The 24,761-nt window shown below is 55.0% G+C and carries 22 protein-coding genes and 1 pseudogene; 12 read left to right on the plus strand and 11 right to left on the minus strand.

What is annotated here, in order from left to right:
• Window positions 1-109: 109 nt before the first annotated feature.
• The 5 genes from ACR0FE_RS10865 (at window position 110) to ACR0FE_RS10885 (ending at window position 6,340) form a co-directional block, all read left to right on the plus strand.
• Window positions 110-1,198 (plus strand): ABC transporter ATP-binding protein, encoded by a 1,089-nt coding sequence (locus tag ACR0FE_RS10865; protein WP_170806700.1) that lies wholly within the window; start codon window positions 110-112, stop codon window positions 1,196-1,198.
• Window positions 1,199-1,301: 103 nt separating this feature from the next.
• Window positions 1,302-2,393 carry an extracellular solute-binding protein gene (locus ACR0FE_RS10870; protein ID WP_321253967.1) on the plus strand — a complete coding sequence of 364 codons (1,092 nt, stop codon included), beginning with the start codon at window positions 1,302-1,304 and terminating at the stop codon, window positions 2,391-2,393.
• 72 nt (window positions 2,394-2,465) lie between these two features.
• Entirely contained in the window at window positions 2,466-3,740 is a 1,275-nt protein-coding gene (locus ACR0FE_RS10875; RefSeq protein WP_170806499.1) for an ABC transporter permease, read from the plus strand.
• A 5-nt stretch (window positions 3,741-3,745) separates the two neighbouring features.
• Window positions 3,746-4,957 carry an ABC transporter permease gene (locus ACR0FE_RS10880; RefSeq protein ID WP_170614525.1) on the plus strand — a complete coding sequence of 404 codons (1,212 nt, stop codon included), beginning with the start codon at window positions 3,746-3,748 and terminating at the stop codon, window positions 4,955-4,957.
• Window positions 4,958-5,119: 162 nt separating this feature from the next.
• Window positions 5,120-6,340, plus strand: a complete 1,221-nt coding sequence (locus ACR0FE_RS10885) for an aminopeptidase P family protein (RefSeq protein ID WP_480912758.1) — start codon at window positions 5,120-5,122, stop codon at window positions 6,338-6,340.
• A 218-nt stretch (window positions 6,341-6,558) separates the two neighbouring features.
• Here the strand turns inward: ACR0FE_RS10885 and ACR0FE_RS10890 are convergent, their stop codons facing one another.
• From ACR0FE_RS10890 to ACR0FE_RS10915, 6 genes are read right to left on the minus strand one after another with little or no spacing between them, the layout of a single operon-like run.
• Complete coding sequence (locus tag ACR0FE_RS10890; protein ID WP_480812133.1) at window positions 6,559-7,335, minus strand: SDR family NAD(P)-dependent oxidoreductase; 777 nt, start codon at window positions 7,333-7,335, stop codon at window positions 6,559-6,561.
• Between the two features lie 16 nt (window positions 7,336-7,351).
• Window positions 7,352-8,113, minus strand: a complete 762-nt coding sequence (locus tag ACR0FE_RS10895; protein ID WP_480912759.1) for an SDR family NAD(P)-dependent oxidoreductase — start codon at window positions 8,111-8,113, stop codon at window positions 7,352-7,354.
• A 32-nt stretch (window positions 8,114-8,145) separates the two neighbouring features.
• Window positions 8,146-8,961, minus strand: a complete 816-nt coding sequence (locus tag ACR0FE_RS10900) for an ABC transporter permease (RefSeq protein WP_170614528.1) — start codon at window positions 8,959-8,961, stop codon at window positions 8,146-8,148.
• 9 nt (window positions 8,962-8,970) lie between these two features.
• Window positions 8,971-9,822, minus strand: a complete 852-nt coding sequence (locus tag ACR0FE_RS10905; protein ID WP_480525313.1) for an ABC transporter permease — start codon at window positions 9,820-9,822, stop codon at window positions 8,971-8,973.
• A gap of 27 nt (window positions 9,823-9,849) precedes the next feature.
• Complete coding sequence (locus ACR0FE_RS10910; protein WP_321253959.1) at window positions 9,850-11,013, minus strand: ABC transporter substrate-binding protein; 1,164 nt, start codon at window positions 11,011-11,013, stop codon at window positions 9,850-9,852.
• Window positions 11,014-11,043: 30 nt separating this feature from the next.
• On the minus strand, window positions 11,044-12,174 hold the full coding sequence (locus ACR0FE_RS10915; protein WP_170614531.1) for an ABC transporter ATP-binding protein: 1,131 nt from the start codon (window positions 12,172-12,174) through the stop codon (window positions 11,044-11,046).
• A gap of 117 nt (window positions 12,175-12,291) precedes the next feature.
• On the opposite strand from ACR0FE_RS10915, the gene ACR0FE_RS10920 reads away from it, so the two are divergent.
• Window positions 12,292-13,086 carry a helix-turn-helix transcriptional regulator gene (locus ACR0FE_RS10920; protein WP_170614532.1) on the plus strand — a complete coding sequence of 265 codons (795 nt, stop codon included), beginning with the start codon at window positions 12,292-12,294 and terminating at the stop codon, window positions 13,084-13,086.
• A gap of 108 nt (window positions 13,087-13,194) precedes the next feature.
• Here ACR0FE_RS10920 and ACR0FE_RS10925 read toward each other — a convergent pair whose 3' ends face one another.
• The 4 genes and pseudogenes from ACR0FE_RS10925 to ACR0FE_RS10940 all read right to left on the minus strand — a co-directional run.
• Entirely contained in the window at window positions 13,195-14,460 is a 1,266-nt protein-coding gene (locus ACR0FE_RS10925; RefSeq protein ID WP_480912760.1) for a flavin monoamine oxidase family protein, read from the minus strand.
• Window positions 14,461-14,587: 127 nt separating this feature from the next.
• Window positions 14,588-14,830: a hypothetical protein gene (locus ACR0FE_RS10930; RefSeq protein WP_480912761.1), complete on the minus strand. Its 243-nt coding sequence runs from the start codon at window positions 14,828-14,830 to the stop codon at window positions 14,588-14,590.
• Window positions 14,831-14,845: 15 nt separating this feature from the next.
• Window positions 14,846-15,523 (minus strand): RHO alpha subunit C-terminal catalytic domain-containing protein, encoded by a 678-nt coding sequence (locus ACR0FE_RS10935; protein WP_480912844.1) that lies wholly within the window; start codon window positions 15,521-15,523, stop codon window positions 14,846-14,848.
• 219 nt (window positions 15,524-15,742) lie between these two features.
• A pseudogene (locus tag ACR0FE_RS10940) lies at window positions 15,743-16,147 on the minus strand (Rieske 2Fe-2S domain-containing protein); the annotation flags it as partial.
• A gap of 375 nt (window positions 16,148-16,522) precedes the next feature.
• On the opposite strand from ACR0FE_RS10940, the gene ACR0FE_RS10945 reads away from it, so the two are divergent.
• The 5 genes from ACR0FE_RS10945 to ACR0FE_RS10965 all read left to right on the plus strand — a co-directional run bounded on the left by ACR0FE_RS10945 (window position 16,523) and on the right by ACR0FE_RS10965 (window position 21,297).
• The gene (locus ACR0FE_RS10945; protein WP_170680759.1) at window positions 16,523-17,632 is read left to right on the plus strand and encodes an extracellular solute-binding protein; all 1,110 of its coding nucleotides are present in this window, start codon (window positions 16,523-16,525) and stop codon (window positions 17,630-17,632) included.
• Between the two features lie 146 nt (window positions 17,633-17,778).
• On the plus strand, window positions 17,779-18,861 hold the full coding sequence (locus tag ACR0FE_RS10950; protein ID WP_480854256.1) for an ABC transporter ATP-binding protein: 1,083 nt from the start codon (window positions 17,779-17,781) through the stop codon (window positions 18,859-18,861).
• Between the two features lie 50 nt (window positions 18,862-18,911).
• Window positions 18,912-19,820, plus strand: a complete 909-nt coding sequence (locus tag ACR0FE_RS10955; RefSeq protein WP_480489611.1) for an ABC transporter permease subunit — start codon at window positions 18,912-18,914, stop codon at window positions 19,818-19,820.
• The gene (locus tag ACR0FE_RS10960; protein ID WP_170614538.1) at window positions 19,821-20,663 is read left to right on the plus strand and encodes an ABC transporter permease subunit; all 843 of its coding nucleotides are present in this window, start codon (window positions 19,821-19,823) and stop codon (window positions 20,661-20,663) included.
• A 70-nt stretch (window positions 20,664-20,733) separates the two neighbouring features.
• The gene (locus ACR0FE_RS10965; RefSeq protein WP_480912762.1) at window positions 20,734-21,297 is read left to right on the plus strand and encodes a TetR/AcrR family transcriptional regulator; all 564 of its coding nucleotides are present in this window, start codon (window positions 20,734-20,736) and stop codon (window positions 21,295-21,297) included.
• A gap of 24 nt (window positions 21,298-21,321) precedes the next feature.
• Here the strand turns inward: ACR0FE_RS10965 and ACR0FE_RS10970 are convergent, their stop codons facing one another.
• Window positions 21,322-23,781 (minus strand): GcvT family protein, encoded by a 2,460-nt coding sequence (locus ACR0FE_RS10970; RefSeq protein ID WP_480912763.1) that lies wholly within the window; start codon window positions 23,779-23,781, stop codon window positions 21,322-21,324.
• A gap of 188 nt (window positions 23,782-23,969) precedes the next feature.
• Between ACR0FE_RS10970 and ACR0FE_RS10975 the strand changes: the two genes are divergently transcribed.
• Window positions 23,970-24,749 carry a methyltransferase domain-containing protein gene (locus tag ACR0FE_RS10975; protein WP_480912764.1) on the plus strand — a complete coding sequence of 260 codons (780 nt, stop codon included), beginning with the start codon at window positions 23,970-23,972 and terminating at the stop codon, window positions 24,747-24,749.
• The last annotated feature ends 12 nt before the right edge of the window (window positions 24,750-24,761 follow it).

Below are 24,761 nucleotides of genomic sequence, written 5' to 3' on the forward strand. Positions count from 1 at the left end.
ATTGTTGCCAAGTGCCTACTGCATGGTCTTAACTGCTGCTTACAGATCAATGAAATCCGAAACTCTCGGATAATCATTTGACGAAACAGGGGGTCTTGTGACCGGTACAATGAACGACGCCGCGTTTGTCGAATTCCAACGCGTTCAGAAGTCTTATGATGGCGAGAACCTCGTCGTTAAAGATCTAAATCTTGCGATGCCCAAGGGTGAGTTTCTGACAATGCTCGGGCCGTCAGGTTCGGGTAAGACGACATGTCTTATGATGCTCGCAGGGTTTGAAACCGCCACCCACGGTGAAATCCTGCTTGATGGCAAGCCCATCAACAATATTCCACCGCACAAGCGCGGAATCGGTATGGTTTTCCAGAACTATGCTCTGTTTCCGCACATGACAGTGGCCGAAAATCTTTCGTTCCCGTTGGAGGTCCGCAAACTGGGCAAGTCCGAGCGTGAGGAAAAGGTTCAGCGCGCTTTGGACATGGTCCAGATGGGCCATTTTGGAGGTCGACGTCCGGCTCAGTTGTCCGGTGGCCAACAACAGCGGATCGCGTTGGCGCGCGCCCTGGTTTTCGAACCCGAACTGGTTTTGATGGACGAACCCCTGGGCGCATTGGACAAACAGCTGCGTGAGCATATGCAGTTCGAAATCACGCGCCTTGCGCATGAACTGGGAATCACCACGGTCTACGTTACCCACGACCAGACCGAGGCCCTGACCATGTCCGATCGTGTTGCCGTGTTTGACGATGGCCGCATTCAGCAGCTTGCGCCGCCTGATCAGCTATACGAAGAACCGGAAAACAGCTTTGTTGCGCAATTCATCGGGGAAAACAACACCTTGGAAGGTGTCGTTAAATCGATTGGTGGTGGCACATGTGTTGTCCAACTGGATGATGGCTCTGAAATCGACGCGGTTCCGATCAATGTTCACAAACCGGGTGAACGGACCAAGGTGTCGATCCGGCCTGAGCGGGTAGAATTCAACAAGAATCGCCTGCACGCGGATGCGCATACTCTGAAGGCAACCGTCGAAGAGTTCATTTATATGGGCGACGTTTTCCGGTTCCGGATGTCCGTCGCAGGGAACGATGACTTCATCGTCAAAACCCGGAACGCACCAGACGCAATCCGCCTGTCCCCGGGGCAGGAGATCGAGATTGGCTGGCTGGCTCAGGATTGTCGTGCGCTCGACGCATAGACCAAGTCGCGCGGAACAAGCGCGACCTCACTGAGGGACTGGCTGGTGAATACCCGTGCATCAGCCGACCACACACATAAACGGGAAGAACTGGGAGTTATACATGAAAACAACCAAAACATTGTTGACAGCAGCGGCACTCGGGGTGGTTGCTGGCGGTGCCTTCGCACAGGAAATGACCATCGTTTCCTGGGGTGGGGCCTATTCCAAGTCGCAGCTGAAGGCCTATCACGAGCCCTATTCCGAGAAGACCGGGGTGACCATCCTGAACGATGACAGCTCGAACGAAGCTGTGGCCAAGCTACGTGCGATGAACGAAGCGGGCAACATCACCTGGGATGTGGTTGACGTGGTCGCTGCGGATGCAATTCGTCTGTGCGATGAAGGGCTTGCGCTTGAAATCGACTTTGACACCCAACTCGCTCCGGCCCCCGATGGCACACCGGCCTCCGAGGATTTCGGCGACCTGCTGGTCAGCGACTGCTTTATCCCGCAGATCGTCTACTCCACCACCTTCGGTTACCGCACCGATCTGGTGGGCGATACGCCACCGACCGACATCTGCGCCGTGTTCGATCTGGAAACCTATCCCGGCAAGCGTTCGTTGGAAAAACGCCCCATCAACAATATGGAATGGGCGCTGCTTTGTGATGGCGTGGCCAAGGATGACGTCTATGACGTCTTGGCCACTGCCGAGGGTCAGGACCAGGCGCTGGCCAAGCTGGACACCATCAAAGACAGCGTTGTCTGGTGGTCCGCCGGTGCGGACACACCGCAGTTGCTGGCCGATGGCGAGGTTGTGATGGGTTCGACCTATAACGGCCGTTTGTTCAGCGTGATCGAAGAGCAGAAGCAGCCCGTCGCCATGCTTTGGGACGCGCAGGTGTTCGATCTGGACGGCTGGATCATCCCGGCCGGCCTGAGCGAAGAGCGTCAGCAGCGTGCGCTGGACTACATTATGTTCGCGACCGATACGCAGCGTCTGGCGGATCAGGCCAAGTACATCTCGTACGGCCCGGCACGCGCTTCGTCGGCTCCGCTGGTTGGTCAGCACGCCGATCTGGGTATCGACATGGCACCGCACATGCCGACCGATCCGGAGAACGCCAAGAACACGTTCCTTTACAACTACGAGTTCTGGGCTGACTACCGCGACGATATCGACGCCAAATTCCAGGCGTGGCTGGCGCAATAAGCTTCCATTGAATTGGTGACACTGTCAGGGGCGGATTCCTGCCCCTGACCCCAAAAAAGCCAAGGGACAACAATGACTGACGCAACCCAAAACGCGGGCCCCATGCTGGCCGCTGATGGTACACCGCTTAAGCAGTCGCTGGCGCGTTCGCTACGACGGCAAAAGCTCAGGGCGTTGATGTTGGTTGCGCCGCTTCTTCTGTTTGTCCTGTTTTCATTCCTTGTTCCCATTGCGTCGATGCTGTTCCGGTCAGTGGAAAACAGCATCGTGTCTGACACTCTTCCATTGACTGTTGAGGCCCTGAACAACTGGGACGAACAATCAGGAGAGTTGCCGGGCGAGGATGTGTATGACGCATTCGTGCGCGACATGATTGTTGCGATTGACAACAAAGAGCACACAAAGCTCGGCACGCGTTTGAACTATGAAGAGACAGGTATGTCCTCGATGTTCCGCAAATCCGGGCGTCAGATCAAAAAGCTGGATCCTGAAACGGACGGGCCGTTCAAGGAGAAGTTGATCGAGATCCACGACGGCTGGGGGGATCCGCAAACCTGGCGGGTGATGAAAACCCATTCACCGACGATCACCAACGGGTACTTCCTGAATGCCGTCGATATGCGCAGAACGCCGGAAGGGGCGCAGGCCCAACCCGAAGACAAGCAGATCCTCATCAAGCTTTTCGGACGCACGTTGTTCATGTCGCTCGTCATAACAGGTGCCTGTATCTTGCTTGCGTACCCTGTCAGCTATCTATTGGCGACGCTTCCGATGCGGGTGTCGAACCTGTTGATGATTCTGGTGCTGTTGCCATTCTGGACATCCCTTCTGGTTCGGACATCGGCCTGGAAAGTCATGTTGCAACAACAGGGGGTCATAAACGATACGCTTGTTTGGTTGGGGCTGGTAGCGGACGACGCTCGACTGATCATCATCAACAACCAGATCGGCACAATCGTCGCGATGACGCATATCTTGCTGCCGTTCATGATCCTGCCAATGTATTCGGTGATGCAAACCATTCCGGCCACTTACACGCGCGCGGCCAAATCCATGGGTGCGACGAACTGGACGACTTTCTGGCGTATCTACTTCCCGCAGTCCATTCCGGGGATCGGCGCCGGGTCGATCCTCGTGTTCATTCTGGCGATCGGTTACTACATTACGCCCGAGATCGTGGGCGGAACCAAAGGCGTCTTTATTTCGAACCGGATCGCCTATCACATCTCGTCCTCATTGAACTGGGGGCTTGCCGCGGCCTTGGGTACGATCCTTCTGGGGGTCGTGCTGCTGCTCTACTGGGTCTACGACAAGATCGTGGGCATCGATAACGTGAAGTTGGGATAATCAAGATGGCTGCACTGACACCGATATCCCGCAAACCCATGTCCATGGTTCTGCCCAGTGTCGCACTGGCAGGGGCTTTTGCCGGCATCTTTGTCGGCGCAGGAAATGGCTCGGTTTTTCTTGGAATTCTGGGTGGAGCTGTCCTGATTACGGGGCTGGCCTGGGTCTACATAAATCTTGTTAAGAATGAAAAACTCGCACGGTGGATCAACATCGTCGGATTCGGCGTCATAGGGTTTTTGGTGGCCGGCCTGATGGGCGGCGTGTTGGGTTTACTCGGCGGCTGGTTTTTCGTCTGGTTTATCTACTGGCTGTATGAGGGGCGCTATCGGCGCAAGCTTTTGCCGTACCTGACAGCGCAACAGGTGTTTTACCACTATCTGTTTCGCGTGATCTGTGGTGCGATCTTCGTCTTCCTGATCACGCCGATCCTTGTGGTACTGCCTCTGTCGTTCAACGCGCAGGACTTCTTCACCTTTACGCCCGAGATGCTGCGGCTGGACCCGGAAGGCTATTCGCTAAAGCACTATCGGGACTTCTTCACCAACAACGAATGGCAGCGCAGCTTCAAGAACTCGCTCATCATTGCGCCGATTGCGACGGTTATTTCGGTATCGCTGGGAACTCTGGCCGCCATTGGTCTTAGCCAGTCCCACGTTCCCGGGCGCCGCGCGATCATGGGTATTCTGATTTCTCCGATGATTGTCCCGCTGATCATCTCGGCGACGGGCATGTTCTTTTTCTACAGCGATATCGGACGGTTCCTTGAAGGCACGCTGGGCATGAACAAGAACTTCGTGGGCTATCTGAAAGTGATTTTGGCGCACGCCGTGCTGGGAATTCCCTTTGTGATCATCACCGTGACCGCGACTCTGGTCGGATTTGACCGGTCTCTGACTCGGGCTGCGGCCAATATGGGCGCGGGGCCGGTGAGGACCTTCTTCAAGATCCAGATGCCGCTGATCCTGCCTGGCGTCATCTCGGGTGGTCTGTTTGCCTTCATCACGTCATTCGACGAAGTGGTCGTGGTACTGTTTGTCGGTTCCGCCAGCCAGAAGACCTTGCCGTGGCAGATGTTCACCGGCCTGCGTGAGCAGATCAGCCCGACCATTCTGGCGGTTGCGACAATCCTTGTGGTCTTGTCGATTGCCCTGTTGACCACGGTCGAACTGTTGCGGCGCCGTTCCGAACGGTTGCGGGGTCTTTCGCCCGCTTGACGTAGCAAACAGTCTGATCTATCGATTCACCTGTTCATCTCCGCCGCGATGGCGTCGCGGCGTCTAAGGAGGTGATCGGCTCTCGGACCCCGAGACCGCCTGTCCTGAACGCCGGGACATGTGGCCGGGGATTGCACACCCGGCAAGGATGAGAGACCAAAGATGACTGACATTTCAAACCGCCCCGAGTTCTTCACCTGCCACAATGGTGACAAGGCCCCGTTGCCGTTCAGCAAGGCCGAGTATGACCGCCGTCTTGGCAAGCTGCGCGCGATCATGGCCAAGCGGGATATCCCCGTCGTGCTGCTGACGTCGATGCAGAACATCGCCTACTACTCGGGCTTTCTGTATTGTTCCTTCGGTCGCCCGTATGGCTGCGTTGTGACCCAAGACAACTGCACCACCGTGTCCGCAAATATCGATGCCGGGCAACCGTGGCGCCGGTCGGTTGAAGACAACGTGATCTACACCGACTGGAAGCGCGACAACTACTGGCGTGCCGTTGCAAGTCTGATCGGAAACGCCAAGCGGGTCGGGATCGAAAGCGACCACATGACCATTGCGGCGCGTGAAACTGCCCTGCGCATGCTGGGTGCCCCCGAGTTGCTCGATGTCGCGCCCGATACGATGGCGGCTCGTATGGTCAAATCCGCAGAGGAAATTGAACTGATCAAGGGCGGCGCGCGCACTGCGGATGTTGGCGGTGCGGCCATTCACGCGGCCATCCGCGAAGGCGTAACCGAGATCGAAGTTGCAATGGCGGGTCGAGACGCGATGGAAGAGGAAATCGCGCGTGCCTATCCGGATGCCGAATACCGCGACACCTGGGTTTGGTTCCAATCCGGTCTGAACACCGATGGCGCACATAACCCGGTGACAAAACGCGCGCTGCAAAAGGGCGATATCCTGTCCCTGAACACCTTCCCGATGATCTCGGGCTATTATACCGCACTGGAACGGACCCTGTTTCTGGGCGAGCCGGATGCCGACAGCCTGCGCCTTTGGAAGGCAAACGTGGCCGCGCACGAACTTGGCCTCAGCCTGATCAAGCCAGGCGCCACCTGTTCCGGCATCACTGCTGAGATCAACCGGTTCTTTGCCGACGAAGGCCTGCTTCAGTATCGTTCTTTCGGCTATGGCCACTCTTTTGGTGTTCTGAGTCATTACTATGGTCGTGAGGCCGGTCTGGAATTGCGTGAGGACATCGACACTGTGCTGGAACCCGGAATGGTCGTATCGATCGAGCCGATGCTGTGGATTCCCGAAGGCCAGCCCGGTGCGGGCGGTTACCGGGAACACGATATTCTGGTGGTGGGTGAAGACGGGGCCGAAAACATCACCGGTTTCCCATACGGACCGGGTCACAACATTATCGGTGCCTGATGATCAAGGGGGTGGAGCTTTTGCTCCACCCTTTTTGGGATGCGCGCCGAGCAGGCAAACATCGGCAACAATAGTGTTCCGGTTTTCGACGTATGGAGATTGCCCGAAAGTCGAAATTCCCACGAGATGTAGATTTAGGCAGCCAGACGCGGGCAGGGCGGCCGTCCTTCGGGGAATGCCAAGCCTTCGGAAATCAGTTTCCACCCGCTCTCCAGTCTTCAACCCTTCGCGTGCCAGCCGTTGTCGACATAGGTGGCTGTTCCATTGACGAAACTCGCATCATCCGAGGCGAGGAAAACCACGGTTCTGGCCACTTCTTCAGGGTAGCAAATGCGCCCCTGCGTTGCGGCCATGCCGCTGTCCTCCCATTCCTGGCCGGCGGCGTCCAGTTCAGCAATTTCCTTCAGCCCATGCGCTGTTTCAACAAATCCGGGACAGATCGCGTTGCAGCGTATTCCGGCGTCCCGATACTCGGTCGAGATCGTGCGGGACAGCTGCAGGACGGCGGCCTTGGACATGCAGTAGACGGACTCCAACGCGTACCCCAACTCGGCTGCGATCGACGAAGTGATGACGATCGAACCACCGCCATTGTCGGCCATCTCTTTCACCGCGCGTCTGCAAACAAGAAAAGCAGATTTCACGTTCAGGTCCATCAACCAATCGTATTCTTCTTCCGATGTCTCATGCAGGGATTTTACGATGATCGAGCCTGCATGATTGAACAGCACATCGTATGCCCCGAACTCGGCGACGCAGGCATCAAATGCGGCGTCGATATCACGGGCGCTGGTGACGTCGCAGTGAAAGAACTTAGCTTGGCCGCCCTGATCACGGATCATCTGAGCTGTTTTCTGACCCTCGTCATCGTTGATATCGAAGACCGAAACAGTTGCGCCTTCCTGCGCGAACAACAGGGCCGTAGCACGCCCCATCCCTGTTGCTCCGCCGGTGATGACGGCCGTTTTTCCTTCCAGTCTGGCCCGCTGAACCATCAACCCCTCCCTTTTTTCAGATACACTCACCCCCGTCGATCACCAACGCGTGGCCCGTCATGAAGGTGGACATGTCAGAGGCCAAGAACACCACCGCATCGGCGATTTCATCGGCCTGCGCCCAACGTCCCATCGGAATGCTGTTCGCGATATAGCTTTCCAGAGCCGGCCGCCCGCCCATCTGGGTTTCAAAGCCAGCGTTGAATGGTGTGTCGACCCAACCGGGGCACAGCGCATTGAACCTGATATTGTCCTTGGCATAGTCCGCAGCCATCTGGCGCACCATCGCCACAACTGCGTGCTTCGTGGTCGCATAGGCAATCATTTCGCGGTCGTACTGCACCCCAGAATTGGAAGAAGTGATAATGACGCTGCCGCCGCCCTGAGTACGCATCTGCCCGACCACCGCCCGTGCCGCAATGAAATGCGCCCTTACGTTTAACCTCCAGCTTTCATCCATGCCTTCGGGGCTGACCTGTTCCAACGTGCCCTCGACCTGAATACCTGCGTGCGAATGCAGTATGTCCAGTCGGCCTAGTTTTTCGATTGTCGTCCGGAGTGAGCCAACAACGGCGCTGTCATCCGTCATGTCCAGCGCAATGCTGTCGGCACTGCCGCCATTTTCCATGATTTTTTGGGCGGTCGCTTCGGCCAGTTCACCGACAAGATCGGTTACGACAACGTGCGCTCCACACTCAGCCATCGAGATGGCACTGGCCCTTCCGATACCGGATCCAGCCCCGGTCACAAAGGCAATGCGACCGTCGAGAGAGGTCATTTCAGAACGTGTCTTCATAAGCTTAACGGCTGTCATTTCTTCTTGTCTCCCCTCCGCAGAAGGACCTGGGCTGTGATCAATAGGACCAATGACGCGGCCAGAACCATTGTGCCTATGGCGTTGATCTCTGGCGTGACACCGCGGCGGATTGACGAAAACACGTAGATTGGAAGCGTTGTCTCGGACCCGGCGACAAAGAATGCGATGATGAAATCGTCAAAGCTGAAGGTGAAGCTTAATAGAAACCCGGCCAATATCGCTGGAAAGATTAATGGCAAGGTGACCTGTCTGAAGGTGCCAAATGGCGTCGCATAGAGGTCCGACGACGCCTCGGTCAGGGTGGCGTCCATGCCGGAAAGTCTTGCGCGAACAATGATCACGACCAGTGCCATCGTGAACATGGTGTGCGCCGCAATGAGAGAGCCCATACCCATGTTGAGCTTTGGGGGCTCAGCCCCTTCCGGCCAGAGCGCTGCAATACCCGGGTTCACGAAGTTGAACACGGTGACAAGTGCGATCAGGGTCGCAATTCCGATGACGATGCCGGGGATCATGATGGCCACGTAGATCAAACCGTCGAAGGCCGTGCGCATCGGCCCGCGGATACCTTGCAAACCCACAGCCGCCATTGTTCCGAACAAAGAGGCCAGAGTGGCCGATACAAGTGCCACGATAAGGCTGGTTTCCAACGCATCCATGACGAACGGGTTGTTCAGCGCCTTGCCGTACCATTGCGTGGACAAACCTTGCAGCTGGCTGGCATGGCGTCCGGCATTAAAACTGAACAGCGCTATGACCCCGATCGGGATGTAGAGAAACAAATAAACGCACAAAGCATATAGTCGCATCTTATCCCCCTACATCAACGATACGTCTTCGCGCTGGGTCCCCAGTCGCGAGATCAGGCGCATGTAGATCGTGACCGAGATCAGCATGATGAATACCAGCGTTGCCGCCACCGCCGATCCATAAGCCCAGTTGCGCGATTGCAGGAACAGATCGACCAGCGCGTTGCCAACAAAGAACACTTTGCCTCCGCCCAGCAGCGCCGGGATCAGGAATTCCCCCATCAGGAGGATAAATACGAGCAGACAGCCCGTGGCGACGCCGGGTACCGACAGCGGCAAAGTCACTTGCAGGAAGGTCCGCACAGGAGTGGCACCAAGGTCTGAAGAGGCTTCGAGCAGACGCTTGTCCAACCGATCAAGGCTGACGAAGATCGGAAACACCATCAGCGGAAGGTAGCCATAGATGATGCCAATCAGGACCGCGAAAGGTGTATTGATAAGACGTGGCTTTGCAAATCCTATAAAGTCGATCAGTTCTGGAATTCCGCGACCGCCCAGCAGGAATATCCACGCATAGCTGCGGATCAGGATCGAGGTCCAGAACGGAACGATCACCAGAACCAGCAGGATGGTTTTCCATTTAGGATCAGCCCTGACGGCCAGAAAATACGCCAGCGGATAGGCTATGAACAAGGCGGCAATGGTGCCGACCGGGGCCAGCACCATCGTGTTTTTGAACGCCGTCCAACGTGCCGGAAGGTTGGCGTATTGTTCCAGCGTGAAAGCCGGCACATATCCGCCAGCCGGGCCGCGTTCCCCAAAGCTGAAGATAAGAACGACCGTCAACGGCAGCACAAGCATCACCAGGAACCAGGTCCCGGCCGGGGCCAGCAAGAGCCAGTTGCGCGTTCTCGCATTCATGTCGTTCTCATCTCCGGTTTGCGGACTTTAGGCAGATTTGAACCGGGCCATAAGTTCAGCGCGGTTCGGGTCGGTCAGCGTTACCGCCGCACCGAATTCAAGCGCGTCCAGAAGTTCCTGCGCCGGATACAGGATCGGGTCGTTCTGCAACTCCTCCGGCAACATCGCGATCGATTTCGCATCTGCTGTCGGGTAGCCGTGCGCCAGCACCTCTTTAACATTCACCGCTGGATCCAGCAGGTAGTTGATCAGCGCATAGGCTGCATCCATGTGGGGCGCCCCTTTCGGGATGGCGTAGTAATCGCTCCACAACTCGCCGCCTTCCTTGCCGAGGATGTACATGATCTCGGGCATGTCGGTGTTAAGCTGTTTGCCGTCACCAGACCAGGCCATCGCCAGTGTCGCGTCTCCGCTGCGCATGGACGGCTGGATGTCTGATGAAATTGCAAACAGGTGCGGCTTTGCGTCAATGAGCAGTTTCTCGGCGTCGGCCAGCTCTTTCTCGTCGACCGAGTTGAAGGAATAGCCAAAGTACTTGAGCGCGTTCCCGATCGTTGTCAGCTGATAGTCATGTACGATTGTACCGCCAGACAGATCTCCCATCGTCAAATCAAAGAACTCTTTCCAGCTCGACGGCGTGGGCGCACCGTTGAGTTGGCTGGTATTGGCGACAAAACCGGTCGAGCCCCAGTTTTTGGGAACGGCGTAGAGCTTGCCATCGACCGAGCCGGCCTCGGCATAACGCGGGTCATAGGCGGACGCGTCGTAGTTCGGCAGCCGCGATGTATCAAGCGGTTCGATCAGGTCTTCACTGACATAGGTGGTGATGGTGTAATTGGTCGGGACGTACACGTCCCAGCCGGTTGCCCCGGCCTGAAGCTTGGCCAACATCTCTTCGTTCGACCCAAAGACGTTGACCTGAACATTGGCACCGGTCGCTTCGGCAAAGGCGTCGAAATTGGCGGTGTCGTGGTAGTTCGGCCAGGTGGCGAGAACCACGCGATCCCCAATATCGCCGGATGCCCAGGCGGGACCCGGCCGAAGACCCGGCACGGCCGAGCCAAGCACAGCCGTCGCCGCCCCCAGACCCGTCACACCGAGAAAGTGCCGGCGTGTGACCGAACCGCGCTTGTAGCGGTACAGCTCTTCCATGAATTTCTGCTTCGAGATGTGATCCGGTGTTTTTGTCATGAGTTTTCCCCTGTTGGCTGGATCGTTAGGTTAGTCTCCGGAAAGGATGAGCGCTCCGCTGGCGTTCCAGGACGCAAAGAGCGGCTCATCCACTTTGAACGATCCCTCGTTCAATTCTGACTGGCGTGGCGACAACACCAGGAACTCTCCCAGTGTGTCATGCCTGACCAGGTATTCGGTATGTTCCCCCAGAAAGATGCGATTGAGGACTGTGACCCCAAGGTCGGTTTCTGCCTTTGATGTCCTGCTGAGGTGGATTTGTTCAGGCCGAACGCTCAGGCCGACGGCTTCTCCCAAATTCAGATTGAATGGGTTCTGTCCCGTGACGGATTGCCCGGTAACCAGCTGCACATCGGCATTTTGGTTACTTGTTGCAGTGATCGAACCGTTGAAGATGTTGGTCGTGCCAACAAAACCAGCCACATATCGGTTTGCTGGCCGGTCGTACAGGTCCTGTGGGCTGCCAACCTGCTCGATCCGGCCGTCGCGCATGATGCAGATCCTGTCACTCATCGACAACGCTTCTTCCTGATCGTGGGTTACTAGGACAAAGGTGATGCCCAGGCGGCGCTGGATGTTTTGCAGCTCGATCTGCATTTCCTTGCGCAATTTTCTGTCCAGCGCCGCCAGCGGTTCATCAAGCAGCAGCAGCTTGGGTTCGTTCACGATAGCTCGGGCAAGTGCTACGCGTTGTTGCTGTCCACCGGACATTTCCCAAATTCGGCGCGCTTCGTACCCTTCGAGCCGAACAATTTCCAATGCCTTGCTGACCTTTTGCGCGATCGTCGCTTTGGGCAGCTTCGGGCGCCGCTGTTTCAGACCGTATCCAATATTCTGTGCAACGGTCAGGTGCGGGAACAGTGCGTAATGCTGAAACACCATGTTGACCGGACGCAGATGGGCATCCAGCGAGTTCACCACCTCTCCGTCCAGCAAAACATCGCCTTCCGACGGGCTTTCAAAACCTGCCAGCATTCTAAGAGCCGTTGTCTTGCCGCACCCGGACGGACCTAGAAACGACAGAAACTCTCCTTCTGCGATTTTAAGGTTTAGATCATTGGCCGCCAACACGTCCCCAAACCTTTTGGACACGCCGCGAAGCTCGGCGATAGTGCTTCCTGTCGATCTGTCCGATTGTTGGGTATATTCACCGTTTGGCATTTTTTCGGGACATATCCTCATTTTTGAAATACCACTTGTTTCAGGTAAACGGTAAAAAATTTGTCGATTCTTGTATATATCACGAATGTGGTATTCAAATTTGAGTAGGAGGCGGCCGTGACAGATTGGTTGACCGAAGCAGGCGCAGTAATAGCTGCTATCGGAACAGACGATTTCTCCCAGACGCTTTCGAAATCTCTGCAGGAAATCAGTGGGTTCGACTATACTGTTATATTTGGGTATCTCGGATCAGCGCGCCCGATCGACCTGTTTGACGATTTCCCAAAATCGAAGCGGAAGATCATGGTTGAGGATTATCAGGAGGGTCCATATCTTCTGGATCCGTTTTACCTGGCCAGCGCAAATTCCATTGATCCAGGTCTGTACCGGTTACGTGATCTGGCACCAGATCGGTTTTATCAGGGTGAGTACTTTCGAAATTACTATGTTCAGACCGGTTTGGCCGAAGAGATTTGCTATGTTGTTGACCTGCCTGACGAGGCAACCGTTTGTGTTTCGTTGATGCGGGCAGAAAAGGCATTTAGCGCCAAGGACTTCCGGGAACTTGGAAAGGCCTGGCCTGTGGTCAGTGAAACCTGCAGGCATCACTGGAACGGATTGGCCGGAGAGTTTGGGCAGAAACCGGCAAGTACGCGGCGTCGGGGGCGGGTGCTGAATGTGGACGAGGCGTTTGAAAAGTTTGACGAAGGCCTGCTGACGCCTCGCGAAAAGGAGGTTGTCGAGTTTACCCTCAAAGGCCATTCCGCTGACGCCGTTGGCCGAATACTGGGTATTTCTCCGGGAACGGTTCGTATTCACCGCCGGAACATATACTCCAAGCTTAGAATCCGTTCCCAGGGAGAGTTGTTTTCGCGGTTCATCGACGCGTTGTTGGGGCCGGAGGAAAAGTGAAGCCTTCAGTGACGTGCCGCTTGGCGCTTTCCAGAAACCGTTCCCAGCGATGGGATGTTTGAGAGGCATAACTATTGCGCTTGCTGGGCCAGAATGGTTCCCGGCTTGTCAAAGCAACTGAGCCACCACATCTTCCGCCGCTCGCAAACCTTCCAGGTGGGCGCCACTGACAGAGCATTGTTGGTTGGGATGTGTCGCTTCGCCAGCAAAGTGGACCCATTCTGCATGGGGTTGTCGCAAAACGGCACGTTGGCCATAGCCCCCCGGCTGGGATCCTGCGTAAGACCCAAGCACGTATGGTTCATGTCGCCAGGCGGTTGCGTGTCCCTTTATGAATTTTTCTCTGATGGCCGAGCCGAAGAAACCAACCAGCGTCTCAAGTGCATGTTCGATGGCGCTTTCAGGTCCTGCGTTCTGCAAGTCTCTGGAAAGGCTTCCGGAACTTTCAAAGCTGGTGAGGCCGGTGCTTGAGATGTTGCAAAGAAAGCCGCCACCGCGGGCTACTCCGGACGCGTCGGGTTCTAAGTGGTAGGTCAGCCATGTGTCGGGTTGCACGGGTAATGCACCTGGGTGAAAAAGAAGGCCTGCGTGATTGTAGTCTCCCATTGTAATGAGTTCGAGCGCTGCGCGCCGGTCGGATTCAAGGGGAGGATCAAAACGGATGACGTCTTCGGCCAGCACCCCGACGGATACTGTTACGACCACGGTGCGCGCTTTGGTTTTGCCAGTCGCCGTGGTTACCTGCACACCGTCACTCAGGGCTTCGATTTCTGTGACCGGACTGGACAGTTTGATCGGAAGACCCTGCGCCGTGCACGCGATGAGGTGCCCGAAACCTTCACGGCAAAACCAGTCGTCGCCCCCCTCCCAGGCAATGATGTCTCGCAGAGAAGTGTCCGGCAAATCCCTGGCAAGCGACAGCGCAAAGGTCATGGCTGCCGTAAATGACCAAGGTCCCTTGTCTTCCCAGATGTCAGCCAAAGACCGGTCGGTTGGAACTCCGGTACTTGTTTCAATTTCCGCATCGATGCGCGCCGCTTCAGCTATGTCTTTGTGGATGTCCTCCACTTCGTTCCAAAGGACGGCATCATTTTTCAGGCCGTATGTCATTGCGTTATCCGGGGCTGCATAAAGGTCAAGGCCAAGCGCAAGACCCGGCGCTTTCAGAGCGTTGGCATGTTCGGCGTGCATCCAATGCGCCCCCACGTCGAAAGGGATGCCAAAGATTTCCGTATCCGTGTGGGTGCGCCCCCCGACGCGGTTCGATGCCTCGACACAGATAACTGACAAACCTGCCGACATCAGAGCCCGGGTCGCTGCGATTCCCGCTGCGCCAGCGCCCACAACGACGACGTCATAGTCAAACGCGTTCACTTTGTTTCCTCCGGCGGATAGAGTGGCTTGTAGGCTGAATTCAAAGATTGCACTTCGATTGCTCGCCGTTGCGACGCCCACCAATCATCAGAATCTTTCAGAGGTGTGATCCTTATCGCAGGCGTTATCATGCCTCAGTGCATCCATCTAAAACGCCAAGCATTTCTGGTACTGAAACCCCCTCGTAACGGGCCAGATCAAGCGGGTCTTCGGCGTCAAATTTGCTGCACCTCCGGTAAATTTCCAGCATCTCGGCAGAGATTCTGCCGTTCTGATAGAAGTACATTGCGGCCGCATACCTTGTGGCGCCGGAGCCTTGGATTCCGACTTCCGTCACAAGAAGTTGCTTTTGAAGTTCTGCTTCCGACATAGAACGCGCCCTTGTTCACGTCTTGGGCGCAGCCGACATGGCGGTATTGAGCGACGCGACTTCATCTTCGCCTGGCGCGGTTTCTGAATTGTAGACGGGCAGTATTTTGCGGAGGTGGTCGTGATGTGACCGGACACCATATTCGAGGTCCGAAAGGTAGAAACCCTCGAACGATTCCGAAGCCATGGATTCGTTCGACCAGATCGTCAGTTGAATATCTTCCTCCACGGTTTCGCGATCAATCCGGGCGGCGAGATACCGGGCTGCCCTTTGTTGGCGATCTTCGTGCGGATTTCGATATGTTGCGCTCCGCAGCACGGACTTTTTCGTCGTGATTGGAAACTCCTGATAAAACAACATTGTCTCGGGAGTCACAGCAATTACTGCGTTAGGGAAGATGCCATAGTAAAGCCAGGTTTTGTGCAAGTGTTCGGGCAGGTGGGGTTGGGGCTTTGTGAACTTCTTGTAGTTGCGAACAGCCCATCTACGCCCTTTTGTCGGAGTGAATCTTGCATCAGAGCGAGAGACACCATCGACAAAAGGTTCGTCTGAATAGGTTGAACCGTACAAATCCTGCAGGGCAGGGTGCGCAAGCGGAACGTGGTATCCTTCGTTGTCCACGTCTCTGATTGATTTCCAATTGACCGGCGTCTCCTCCGTCCAAATCCCATCTGTCGGAACATGTTCGGCCATTTTGTAGGCTGAGATTTCCTGTTCAATCGGGGCCAGAAGTTCCGCCACTGATGGCTGGGGCCCCGGTTTGAAGCGGATAAACACAAGACCGTGCCAGATTTCCATTTCAAGTTCTTTCAGGCCAAACTTATGCTTGTCCAAGTCCGGAAAGGACTCTGGCCGGGCGGCACCACGCAGCGTTCCATCAAGATTGTAAACCCAGCCATGGAATGGGCAAACCAAGGCGTTTTCACACTTTCCTTGATCTTTGGGCACGAGCCGAGACCCGCGATGACGGCAAACATTAAGAAACGCCCGAATGTCCGAATTGTTGTCTCGTACGATCAGTGCGCGCTCGCCGCACATGTCGAAACAAAGGAAGCTGCCGGGTTCCGGAACATCCGAAACGTGACATGCTATTTGCCAATGGGTTTTGAACAGATTGCTCTTTTCAAGGTCCAGAAGAGCGGTGCTGTGATAGCACCAGCCCGGCAGTCCACGTCTGTCCCAATTGGCTGGAACTTCGATGTTCCGGGGTTCGTCATGCATCAGTTCAATCCGCGTAGTTTTGACTTGATCAGCCAGTGTTTTGGTCAGTTCGGCCAAACCAAGCCTGCGATCTTGGATTTCAGTTGGATCAGCCATCGTTCGATTGGTTGTAGATTTTGCCGAATTTGATCTGTTCGTCAATCATTTCTGACTGAATAGTCATTCAAAGATAGTTCCCAAATGGTTCCCTGCGACCCAATTGAGGTTGATGCGAGCACGGAAAGTTAGAAAGTTTTCTGTCAATTAAGCGACTTGTCGGCTTTTGATCAAAATTGGATCAGCTTTGCTTGACAGCGGCGATTTCATCGGACTACCGTTTTGAATGGCCAGTCAGATAAATTAATGATGATTGGAGGGGAATGGGGTGCAAGATGAGCAAACCTGTCAAAAGGGGGGCTCATAAAAACAGTGTTCAGCAGACAAAGTAAGCAAAATTGCTGCAGCCACCACTCAGGGAGAGGAAGCGAAATTATGAACTCAATCAGGAAAGTCGCCGGGGTTACCGTTCTAGCAGTAACGGCTACTGCAATTTCCGGATCGGTACTTGCACAAGAGCGTGTATTGAAAGTCACAAACTGGGGGGAATACATCGCTGAAGACACGATCGAGAACTTCGAAAAAGAGTACGGCATCAAGGTAATTTACGATCCGTACGACTCGGCTGAAGCAATCGATGCCAAACTGCTGGCAGGAAACAGCGGCTATGATGTGGTCAGCCATGCAGGCAGTGATACGGCGCGGCTGATTAAGGCCGGTATCGTCGCGGAGCTTGATTTATCGAAGCTGGACAACGTTCAGCACATTGATCCGGCTATCATGGAGCAACTGGCCAGTGAGTGGGACCCGGGCAACAAGCATTTCATTCCGTATATGTGGGGAACGCACGGGGTCACTTATAACGAAGAATTGGTGAAAGAGACGTATCCGGACGCGCCCATCGGTTCGATGGACATGGTGTTTGATCCCGTGCACATGAAAGAGCTGTCCAAGTGCGGTGTTTCTTTCCTGGATTCTCCGGGCGACATCATACCGATGGCTTTGGCGCACATGGGGTTGGATCCGAATTCCACGAACGCAGAAGACTATGAAAAGGTCGGAGAAATGCTGGCCGCAGTCCGCCCTTACATCAAAACCTTCGACAACTACGCGTACCAAAGAATGCCTCAGAAAGAGTTCTGCGTCTCAACGACTTGGGGACCGGATGGCCTTCTTGCGATGTCCGGGGCAGCCGAAGCCGACACTGGGGTTGTGCTGGACTTCTTCTTGCCTGAAGGCGAACGCACGGCGCAGTTGTGGATCGATGGTTGGCTGATCCCGGAAGACGCAGCCAACAAGGAAGACGCGCATCTTTTCTTGAACTACATGATGCGCCCAGAAGTTGCGGCCAATGACAGTAACTTCACCTGGTATGCGACTGCCAACCTGTCGGCCAAGCCAATGGTCGACGAAGCTGTCACATCCAGCCCGGCCGCATTCCCGACGTCTGATCAGGTTGCCAAGATGTACACAACTGCGGTTCTTCCTCCCAAGGTCGAGCGTTTGCAGACCCGTACCTGGACTGACTTCAAAGCCGGTAACTAATCCACTCACACCGGCAAGTGCAGTAGCGAACCTATTCGGATCGCTACTGCACTTCGGATCCATTCAGGCAGACTGCGAGGCCCAAATTGACCGTTTCCAAAGCTGTCAGTGCAGCACCTTGGCTAGACCAAACAGAACAACAACCATTGGTTCAGATCAGAGGTGTGACAAAGAAGTACGGTGAAGTAACGGCCGTCGATAACGTCGATCTGGATATCTACAAGGGTGAGTTGTTCTGTCTTCTGGGCGGATCAGGGTGCGGAAAGTCCACTCTGCTGCGAATGCTCGCAGGCTTTGAGGATTTGAACGCCGGCTCGATCATCATTGATGGCGTCGATATGGCTGACGTACCTGCCTACGAACGCCCAACCAACATGATGTTCCAAAGCTATGCTCTGTTTCCGCATATGTCTGTCGAAAAGAACGTATCTTTCGGGTTGGAACAAGACCATGTCCCAAAATTTGACATAGCCGACAGGGTGCACGACATCCTCAAGCTTGTCGAACTGGAAGACTTCAAAAAGAGAAAACCCAAGCAATTGTCAGGCGGGCAACGCCAGCGCGTTGCGCTGGCTCGTGCGTTGGTCAAACGCCCAAAGCTGCTGCTTTTGGATGAGCCTCTGGCTGCGCTTGACAAGAAGCTGCGCAAGCAAACGCAGTTTGAGCTTGCCAATATTCAGGACAAGGTCGGTGTCACGTTTATTGTGGTGACCCACGATCAGGAAGAAGCGATGACGTTGTCGTCGCGCATGGCGGTTATGGATGCTGGGCGGTTCAAGCAGATTGGAACGCCAACAGAAATATACGAGTTTCCCGCGTCTCGCTTTGTCGCCGACTTCATCGGGTCAGCGAATATTTTTGAGGGCAGGGTAACCGAGGAAGGTGCAGATCATGTTCGGGTCGAGACTGAATTCTGCGAGGTTTTCATAGATCACGGTCACTCCGTGAAAGTTGGCAGCAAGATCTGGGTGGCTTTGAGGCCCGAAAAAATCCGTCTTTCGAAATCCGATGAAGTTGCTCCAGGCCCCAACCAGACATCAGCCATCATCGACGACGTGGGTTATTTAGGAGAGACGTCGATCTACAAGGTGAGGCTTCCCAATGGAGAGATATTTGATGTCACCAGGCCCAACCAGTCACGCCCAACGCATGCCACCCAGCGCATTACGTGGGAGGACAAGGTGAATATCAGCTGGGATCCGTCCAGTGCCATGTTGCTCCACTCATGACGGATTTCACGGGAGATAGGCCTGAACCGTTACAGGTTGAACGACAGCCGATGCTTGGTCTTTTTATGCGGCGCTTGCAAAGCAAGTGGCGACAGATCGTTACCGTCATACCGTTCTTCTGGCTTCTGGTTTTCTTCCTGGCACCGTTCTTTATTGTCGCCAAAATCAGCTTGGCTGAACTTGCCATTGCAAGCCCTCCATTCACCAGTTTGATCGAGTGGTCGGACAGCGGGATCATGACGATCCGTCTGGTGTTCGACAATTTTATCTACATCTGGGAAGACAGCCTTTATTTTGACACCTACGTCAACTCGCTCAAGATTTCGGTGACATCGACGTTCCTGTGCCTGTTGTTTGGCTACCCCATTGCCTATGCAATCGTGCGATCAGGCCCAGTCGCCAAGCCGCTATTGCTTTTCGCAATAATCCTGCCGTTCTGGACGTCGTTCCTGCTGCGCGTCTACGCGTGGATGGGATTGCTTGCAGATCAAGGTACAATCAATAACCTGTTGATCGCAATTGGTATAATCGACGAACCGATCCGGATGCTGTACACGGAATTCGCTGTCTATATTGGCATCGTCTACACCTACATGCCCTTCATGATCCTGCCGCTCTACGCGAACATGGAAAAGCTGGATGACAGCCTGAATGAAGCTGCAGCGGACCTTGGATCCCGGCCAACGAACACGTTCTTCAAAATCACGTTGCCTTTGACGATGCCCGGCATCATCGCGGGCTCATTGCTGGTCTTCATTCCTGCGACCGGGGAGTACGTTATTCCCGATCTTTTAGGGGGTGGAAACGTACAAATGATTGGCCGGGTTCTCTACAACGAGTTCTCCAGAAACAGTGATTGGCCGGTTGCTGCTGCGGTTGCAATTGTTCTGCTGGTTATTCTGGTGCTGCCCATCATGGTGTTCCAACACTACCAGGGCAAAGCGTCGGAGGAGCAATAGATGTACAGCAAACGCTCCCGATTCCTGACGATCATGCTGACACTGGGTTTGGCATTTTTCTATATCCCGATGATTTTGCTGATCATTTATTCGTTCAACTACTCCAAGCTGGTTCCGGTCTGGGGGGGATGGTCCTTACGATGGTACAAGGAGCTATTTCAATCTGCAGAAGTCTGGAGCGCGGTTTCCCTTAGCCTTCAGATCGCCGTTGTAAATGCAACCTTTGCAACAGCGCTTGGTACGCTTGCAGGTCTTGCGATGGTGCGATTTGGCCGGTTCAAAGGTCGGACTTTGTTTGGTGGCATGTTGGTCGCGCCGTTGGTGATGCCCGAGGTGATAACCGGATTGTCCTTGCTGGTTTTCTTTATTTCCCTGAACCAGCTAATCGGATGGCCCGCCGAGCGCGGGTTCGCGACGATTACGATCGCGCATATTACCTTTTCGATGGCCTATGTCGCTGTGACAATTCAGGCACGATTGACCGGCGTGGGGCAAACTCTGGAAGAAGCTGCCGCCGATCTCGGTGCCAAGCCTTTTAAAGTCTTGACTGCAATCACCATTCCTCAGCTGACACCGGCCCTTATTTCAGGTTGGCTGCTGGCGTTTACTTTGTCTCTCGATGACCTGGTCATAGCCAGTTTTGTTACAGGTCCGGGGGCAAATACCTTGCCAATCCTGATCTTTTCGCGCATTCGACTGGGCCTCAGGCCGGATATCAATGCGCTTGCGACTATAATGATCCTCGTGATCGCTATTTGCGTCGCTATCGCAGCTATCGTTATGTTCCGGCAACAAAGGGCGGATCTGCTGGACAGACAAATGGCCGAACGAGAGGAAGGATAAATTGGAGTCGCACGAGCTTCAGAAAAAACGACGCACCGAACCTCCGGAAGTTCGCCGCCTGCAGTTGATAATGGCGGCCATAGACTCGATTTCGAGGCGCGGGTTTTCTGACACGACGCTGAAACACGTGACCGAAGCTGCCAATCTGTCCCATGGGGTTGTGAATTACCACTTCGACAGCAAGGAAGCATTGTATGACGCCGCGCTGGGTTTTCTGGCACAAGAGCACTACGAAAATTGGCTAAGGTATTATGACGACGCAGAACCTACGGCCGCACATCGGCTTGCGGCCATTATCCGCGCGGATTTTGACAAAAGCATCTGCACGCACAAGCGCCTAGCGGTTTGGTTTGCATTCTGGGGGCAAGCAAAGTACCGTCCTAATTACTTGAAGATTCACAATAAATTTGACAACGAGAGATACGATCGAATTCTGCGTCTATGTGGAGAGTTGATCGCCGACGGCAATTACGACGATCTTGAGGCCGAAAAAACAGCCCGAGCTGTTGAGGCAATGTCTGACGGCGCCTGGCTCAGCCTGATGTTGTATCCCAAGGTGGCTGACCGGCGAGAGTTCAGGGATGTTTGCCTGCTTTCGCTGTCGCGGTTCTTTCCAAAACACTTTCCGGTTTAAGCCGCAATCCCGTGTAATTGTGCTTCAGCACTTTATCTTCTTCATCCCGGGGTCGTAGAGCGGCTTTAGCGAAGCAGTGGCGTCGAATTTCTCGTCGGCAATCTCGATCTGCCAGTGTCCCTTTGCGACGATGTCTGCCGTCAGCGGTTCTTCAGTCTCGGCAAAACCAATCCCGACAGCCGCGCCAAGCGTGTGTCCATACCCGCCAACCTGAATGTACCCGACTTCCTTGCCGTTCAGATAAATCATCTCGTTGCCATACATCAGGGGCTCAGCGTCTTTCAGCAGAAACTGTAGCATTCGGTTTTTGGGTGTGCCTTTTGCTTTTATTGCAGCCAGCGCTTCCCTGCCGATGAATCCTCCGGGTTTGTCCAGTTTGATGGCAAAACCAAGCCCGGCCTCAATGGGGTTGTCCGTGTTGTCCACATCGATTCCGAAATCACGATAGGCCTTTTCGAGTCGCAGGGAGTTTAGGGTTTGCATGCCCGCGTTTCGAACCCCCAAGTCACGACCCGTTTCCATTATCAGATCGTATGTCTGAACGGCCTGTGTGGCAGGTACATGAAGCTCCCAGCCCAGTTCCCCGATAAAGGTCACGCGATAGGCCAGAACAACGGCATACCCGACGTCAATCTCTCGAGCCGTCATGAATGGGAAACCTTCGTCCGACAAATCAGCGCCGGATATTCTGCTCAGAAGATCGCGTGACTTTGGGCCGTGAACGTTGATTTGGCAGCGCGCAGCAGTGACGTCTGTGATGACCACATTCTCATCGTCCAGAATGTGCCGCCGCATGCGCATTTCGGTATGACCTGCCGAGTTTTCGCCGACAATAACCCAGTACTTCCGCTCGGACAGTCGAGTAACCGTGAGGTCGGCCTCAAACCCACCTTGTTCATTCACCCAGGCAGTGTAGACAACGCGGCCGGGTTCAACATCGACCTCATTGCAGGAAAGGCGCGAGAGAAGGGCGCGTGCATCTGGACCTTCGACGGTGAAACACGCCATTGACGTCATGTCCATGACGATGACATCCTCGCGCGCTGCCTTGTGTTCTTCGGCGTGCCATTCAAACCAGTTTTGGCGATACCAACTGTATTTCTCGACCTTGGCCTGTTCCGGTGTCGGGGCAAACCAATCAGGTTGTTCCCAACCATTTCCTTCGCCGAAAAACGCCCCCGCATCCTTCAGGCGGTCATACAGCACGGAACGCTTTACGTTTCTGGCCGTCTTGTAATTCTCATTGTGGTAATGCTGGCCGAAGAGCTTGCCCAACAGCTCCGGCGTTCTGTCGCGCCGGAACGCCGGTGTGGCCATTTCACGCGAAAAGCGATTGACGTTGATGCCCGTGACATCGATTGGGGGCAAGCCATCCACAATCCAATGGGCCAGAACCATACCCGTACCGGCGCCATTGAGGATGCCCAAAGAGTTCATCCCGCATGCAACCCAGAGGTTGCGAAGTTCCGGTGTCGGGCCAACAAGCGGTGCAAGATCGGGCGTAAAGCTCTCCGGTCCGCAGAACAGTTTCTTGACGCCATAATTCATCGTGTCCGGCACGCGCGAATAGGCTTTTTCGAGGTCGGGGCCAACACGTTCCCAGTCTGGCTCGATCTCTCCGAATTGCCATTCGTCGGGGATACCACCCAGCTTCCACGCCGCAGCACCTGGTTCGAAAAGACCCAACATCATCCCCCCAACTTCTTCGCGGTAATAAGTGTACCTGGAAGGGTCTTCGAGAACGGGCAGATCGCGGGGCAAGCCCGGGATGCTCTCGGTAATCAGGTAGTAGTGCTCAGCCGCCTGAAGGGGCAGGTTGACGCCGTGCTTGGCCCCCAACTGGCGAGACCACATGCCACCGCATATCACAACGTTTTCAGCCGTGATGGCGTGACCGTTCGCAGTGCGGATTCCAGTCGCGGTGCCGTTCTTGACCAGAATCTCTTCGACCCGAACACCTTCGAAGAAGCGGGCGCCTCTGCTTCTGGCCCCCTTTGCCAGCGACATTGTCACGTCCACCGGGTTGGCGCGCCCGTCCTCGGGTATCAGGAACGCACCAACGACGTCCGACAGGTCACCAATAGGGAACAAATCCTGCGCTTCTCTTACTGAAACTTCGTGATTGTTTATCCCGAAGCGGCGCATGAAGGCTGCGACACGGCGCATTTCATGCAGGCGTTCTTTGTTGGTCGCAATCTGCAAATATCCAACGTCCCGGAAACCTGTGGAAATACCGGTTTCTTTCTCAAGGTTGGCGTATAGATCGCGTCCATGCGTGTAGATTGCACATTCCGCTTCCGACTTGAGCAGGCCGGCCACGATCAGGCCCGCGGCGTGCCAAGTCGTTCCGGATGTCAGTTGCCCCTGCTCAAGAACCACAACATCGGTATGGCCAAGTTTGGTCAGGTGATAGGCCGTATTCGCGCCAATGGAACCTCCCCCGATGATGACGGTCCGGGCGTGCGTCGGCAGGGTGTCAGCCATGGCGAGAATGTCCTTTCTGGGCGTTCATTTCCTCGCATATCAGTCATGGCGTTCAATGTCTACTGACTGAATGATCATTCAATAGTTGACTTTGAGCATCGCCTTCCTATCTGGAAAAAGGCTTGTCAGGGCAGCGCGATCAGGCTTCACTGTGGCGGTGAACTGGCAATCAGATGCGGGGGAAGCTTATGTCAGACGATATCCTTTACGACCGTCAGGTGATCAACTTCCTGGAAGAGCTTTGGGGGGAGGGGTTCCTGTCGCCAGGAGGCCCCGAGGAAGTCGCTCGGGTTGTTGAGGGTATCGATCTCAAAGGCAACCATATCCTTGATATTGGATGTGGTTCAGGGGCAATTGCAGTGCTGATGGCGCAGGAGTTCGGCGCGGGGAAAGTGACAGGCATAGATGTGGAGGCTCCCGTTTGCGCGGCGGCGAGAGAGCGAGTGAAGCGGGCCGGTTTGGAGGAAAAGGTGGAAATCCTTGAGGTCACTCCGGGCCCAATGCCTTTCGAAGATGATACTTTTGACGTCGTGTTCTCAAAAGACTCGATCATCCACATTCCCGACAAGGTCGCGATGGCTGCCGAGGCCTTTCGTGTGCTGAAGCCAGGTGGGCAGTTTGCCGCTTCTGACTGGCTGACCAATCATGATGGGGACATGTCACCTGAGATGGCGCATTATGTGAAGATGGAAGCTTTGGAGTTTCAAATGGCGTCACCTTCCAAGTATCGCGCCGCGATGGAGTTGGCTGGCTTTGAAGACGTGGAATTGGTCAACCGCAATCCCTGGTATGCGGAAGTTTCTGCTGGGGAACTTGCGGATTTGACCGGGCCGAACCGCGCTGGCTGGGAAGCCCGGCATGGTGCCGAGTTTATCGAACACCAAATCGAGATCTGGGACGCGATGCAGCCTGTGCTGAAATCCGGAGAGCACTGCCCGCATCACATCCGAGGTCGAAAGCCAGCATGACTTGGCCGGCGC

Source organism: Ruegeria sp. K7 (genome assembly GCF_056531785.1).

Excerpts from the sequence above, each read along its gene's own strand:
- ACR0FE_RS10895 (WP_480912759.1), bottom strand. The coding sequence starts at position 8,113 with ATGACCTCTCTCGACGGTCGCATTGCCTTTGTGACCGGGGCTGGATCC.
- ACR0FE_RS10975 (WP_480912764.1), top strand. The coding sequence starts at position 23,970 with ATGTCAGACGATATCCTTTACGACCGTCAGGTGATCAACTTCCTGGAA.
- ACR0FE_RS10885 (WP_480912758.1), top strand. The coding sequence starts at position 5,120 with ATGACTGACATTTCAAACCGCCCCGAGTTCTTCACCTGCCACAATGGT.
- ACR0FE_RS10865 (WP_170806700.1), top strand. The coding sequence starts at position 110 with ATGAACGACGCCGCGTTTGTCGAATTCCAACGCGTTCAGAAGTCTTAT.
- ACR0FE_RS10930 (WP_480912761.1), bottom strand. The coding sequence starts at position 14,830 with ATGTCGGAAGCAGAACTTCAAAAGCAACTTCTTGTGACGGAAGTCGGA.
- ACR0FE_RS10970 (WP_480912763.1), bottom strand. The coding sequence starts at position 23,781 with ATGGCTGACACCCTGCCGACGCACGCCCGGACCGTCATCATCGGGGGA.
- ACR0FE_RS10905 (WP_480525313.1), bottom strand. The coding sequence starts at position 9,822 with ATGAATGCGAGAACGCGCAACTGGCTCTTGCTGGCCCCGGCCGGGACC.
- ACR0FE_RS10955 (WP_480489611.1), top strand. The coding sequence starts at position 18,912 with ATGCTTGGTCTTTTTATGCGGCGCTTGCAAAGCAAGTGGCGACAGATC.
- ACR0FE_RS10945 (WP_170680759.1), top strand. The coding sequence starts at position 16,523 with ATGAACTCAATCAGGAAAGTCGCCGGGGTTACCGTTCTAGCAGTAACG.
- ACR0FE_RS10870 (WP_321253967.1), top strand. The coding sequence starts at position 1,302 with ATGAAAACAACCAAAACATTGTTGACAGCAGCGGCACTCGGGGTGGTT.
- ACR0FE_RS10875 (WP_170806499.1), top strand. The coding sequence starts at position 2,466 with ATGACTGACGCAACCCAAAACGCGGGCCCCATGCTGGCCGCTGATGGT.
- ACR0FE_RS10935 (WP_480912844.1), bottom strand. The coding sequence starts at position 15,523 with ATGGCCGAACATGTTCCGACAGATGGGATTTGGACGGAGGAGACGCCG.
- ACR0FE_RS10965 (WP_480912762.1), top strand. The coding sequence starts at position 20,734 with ATGGCGGCCATAGACTCGATTTCGAGGCGCGGGTTTTCTGACACGACG.
- ACR0FE_RS10890 (WP_480812133.1), bottom strand. The coding sequence starts at position 7,335 with ATGGTTCAGCGGGCCAGACTGGAAGGAAAAACGGCCGTCATCACCGGC.
- ACR0FE_RS10960 (WP_170614538.1), top strand. The coding sequence starts at position 19,821 with ATGTACAGCAAACGCTCCCGATTCCTGACGATCATGCTGACACTGGGT.
- ACR0FE_RS10915 (WP_170614531.1), bottom strand. The coding sequence starts at position 12,174 with ATGCCAAACGGTGAATATACCCAACAATCGGACAGATCGACAGGAAGC.
- ACR0FE_RS10900 (WP_170614528.1), bottom strand. The coding sequence starts at position 8,961 with ATGCGACTATATGCTTTGTGCGTTTATTTGTTTCTCTACATCCCGATC.
- ACR0FE_RS10910 (WP_321253959.1), bottom strand. The coding sequence starts at position 11,013 with ATGACAAAAACACCGGATCACATCTCGAAGCAGAAATTCATGGAAGAG.
- ACR0FE_RS10880 (WP_170614525.1), top strand. The coding sequence starts at position 3,746 with ATGGCTGCACTGACACCGATATCCCGCAAACCCATGTCCATGGTTCTG.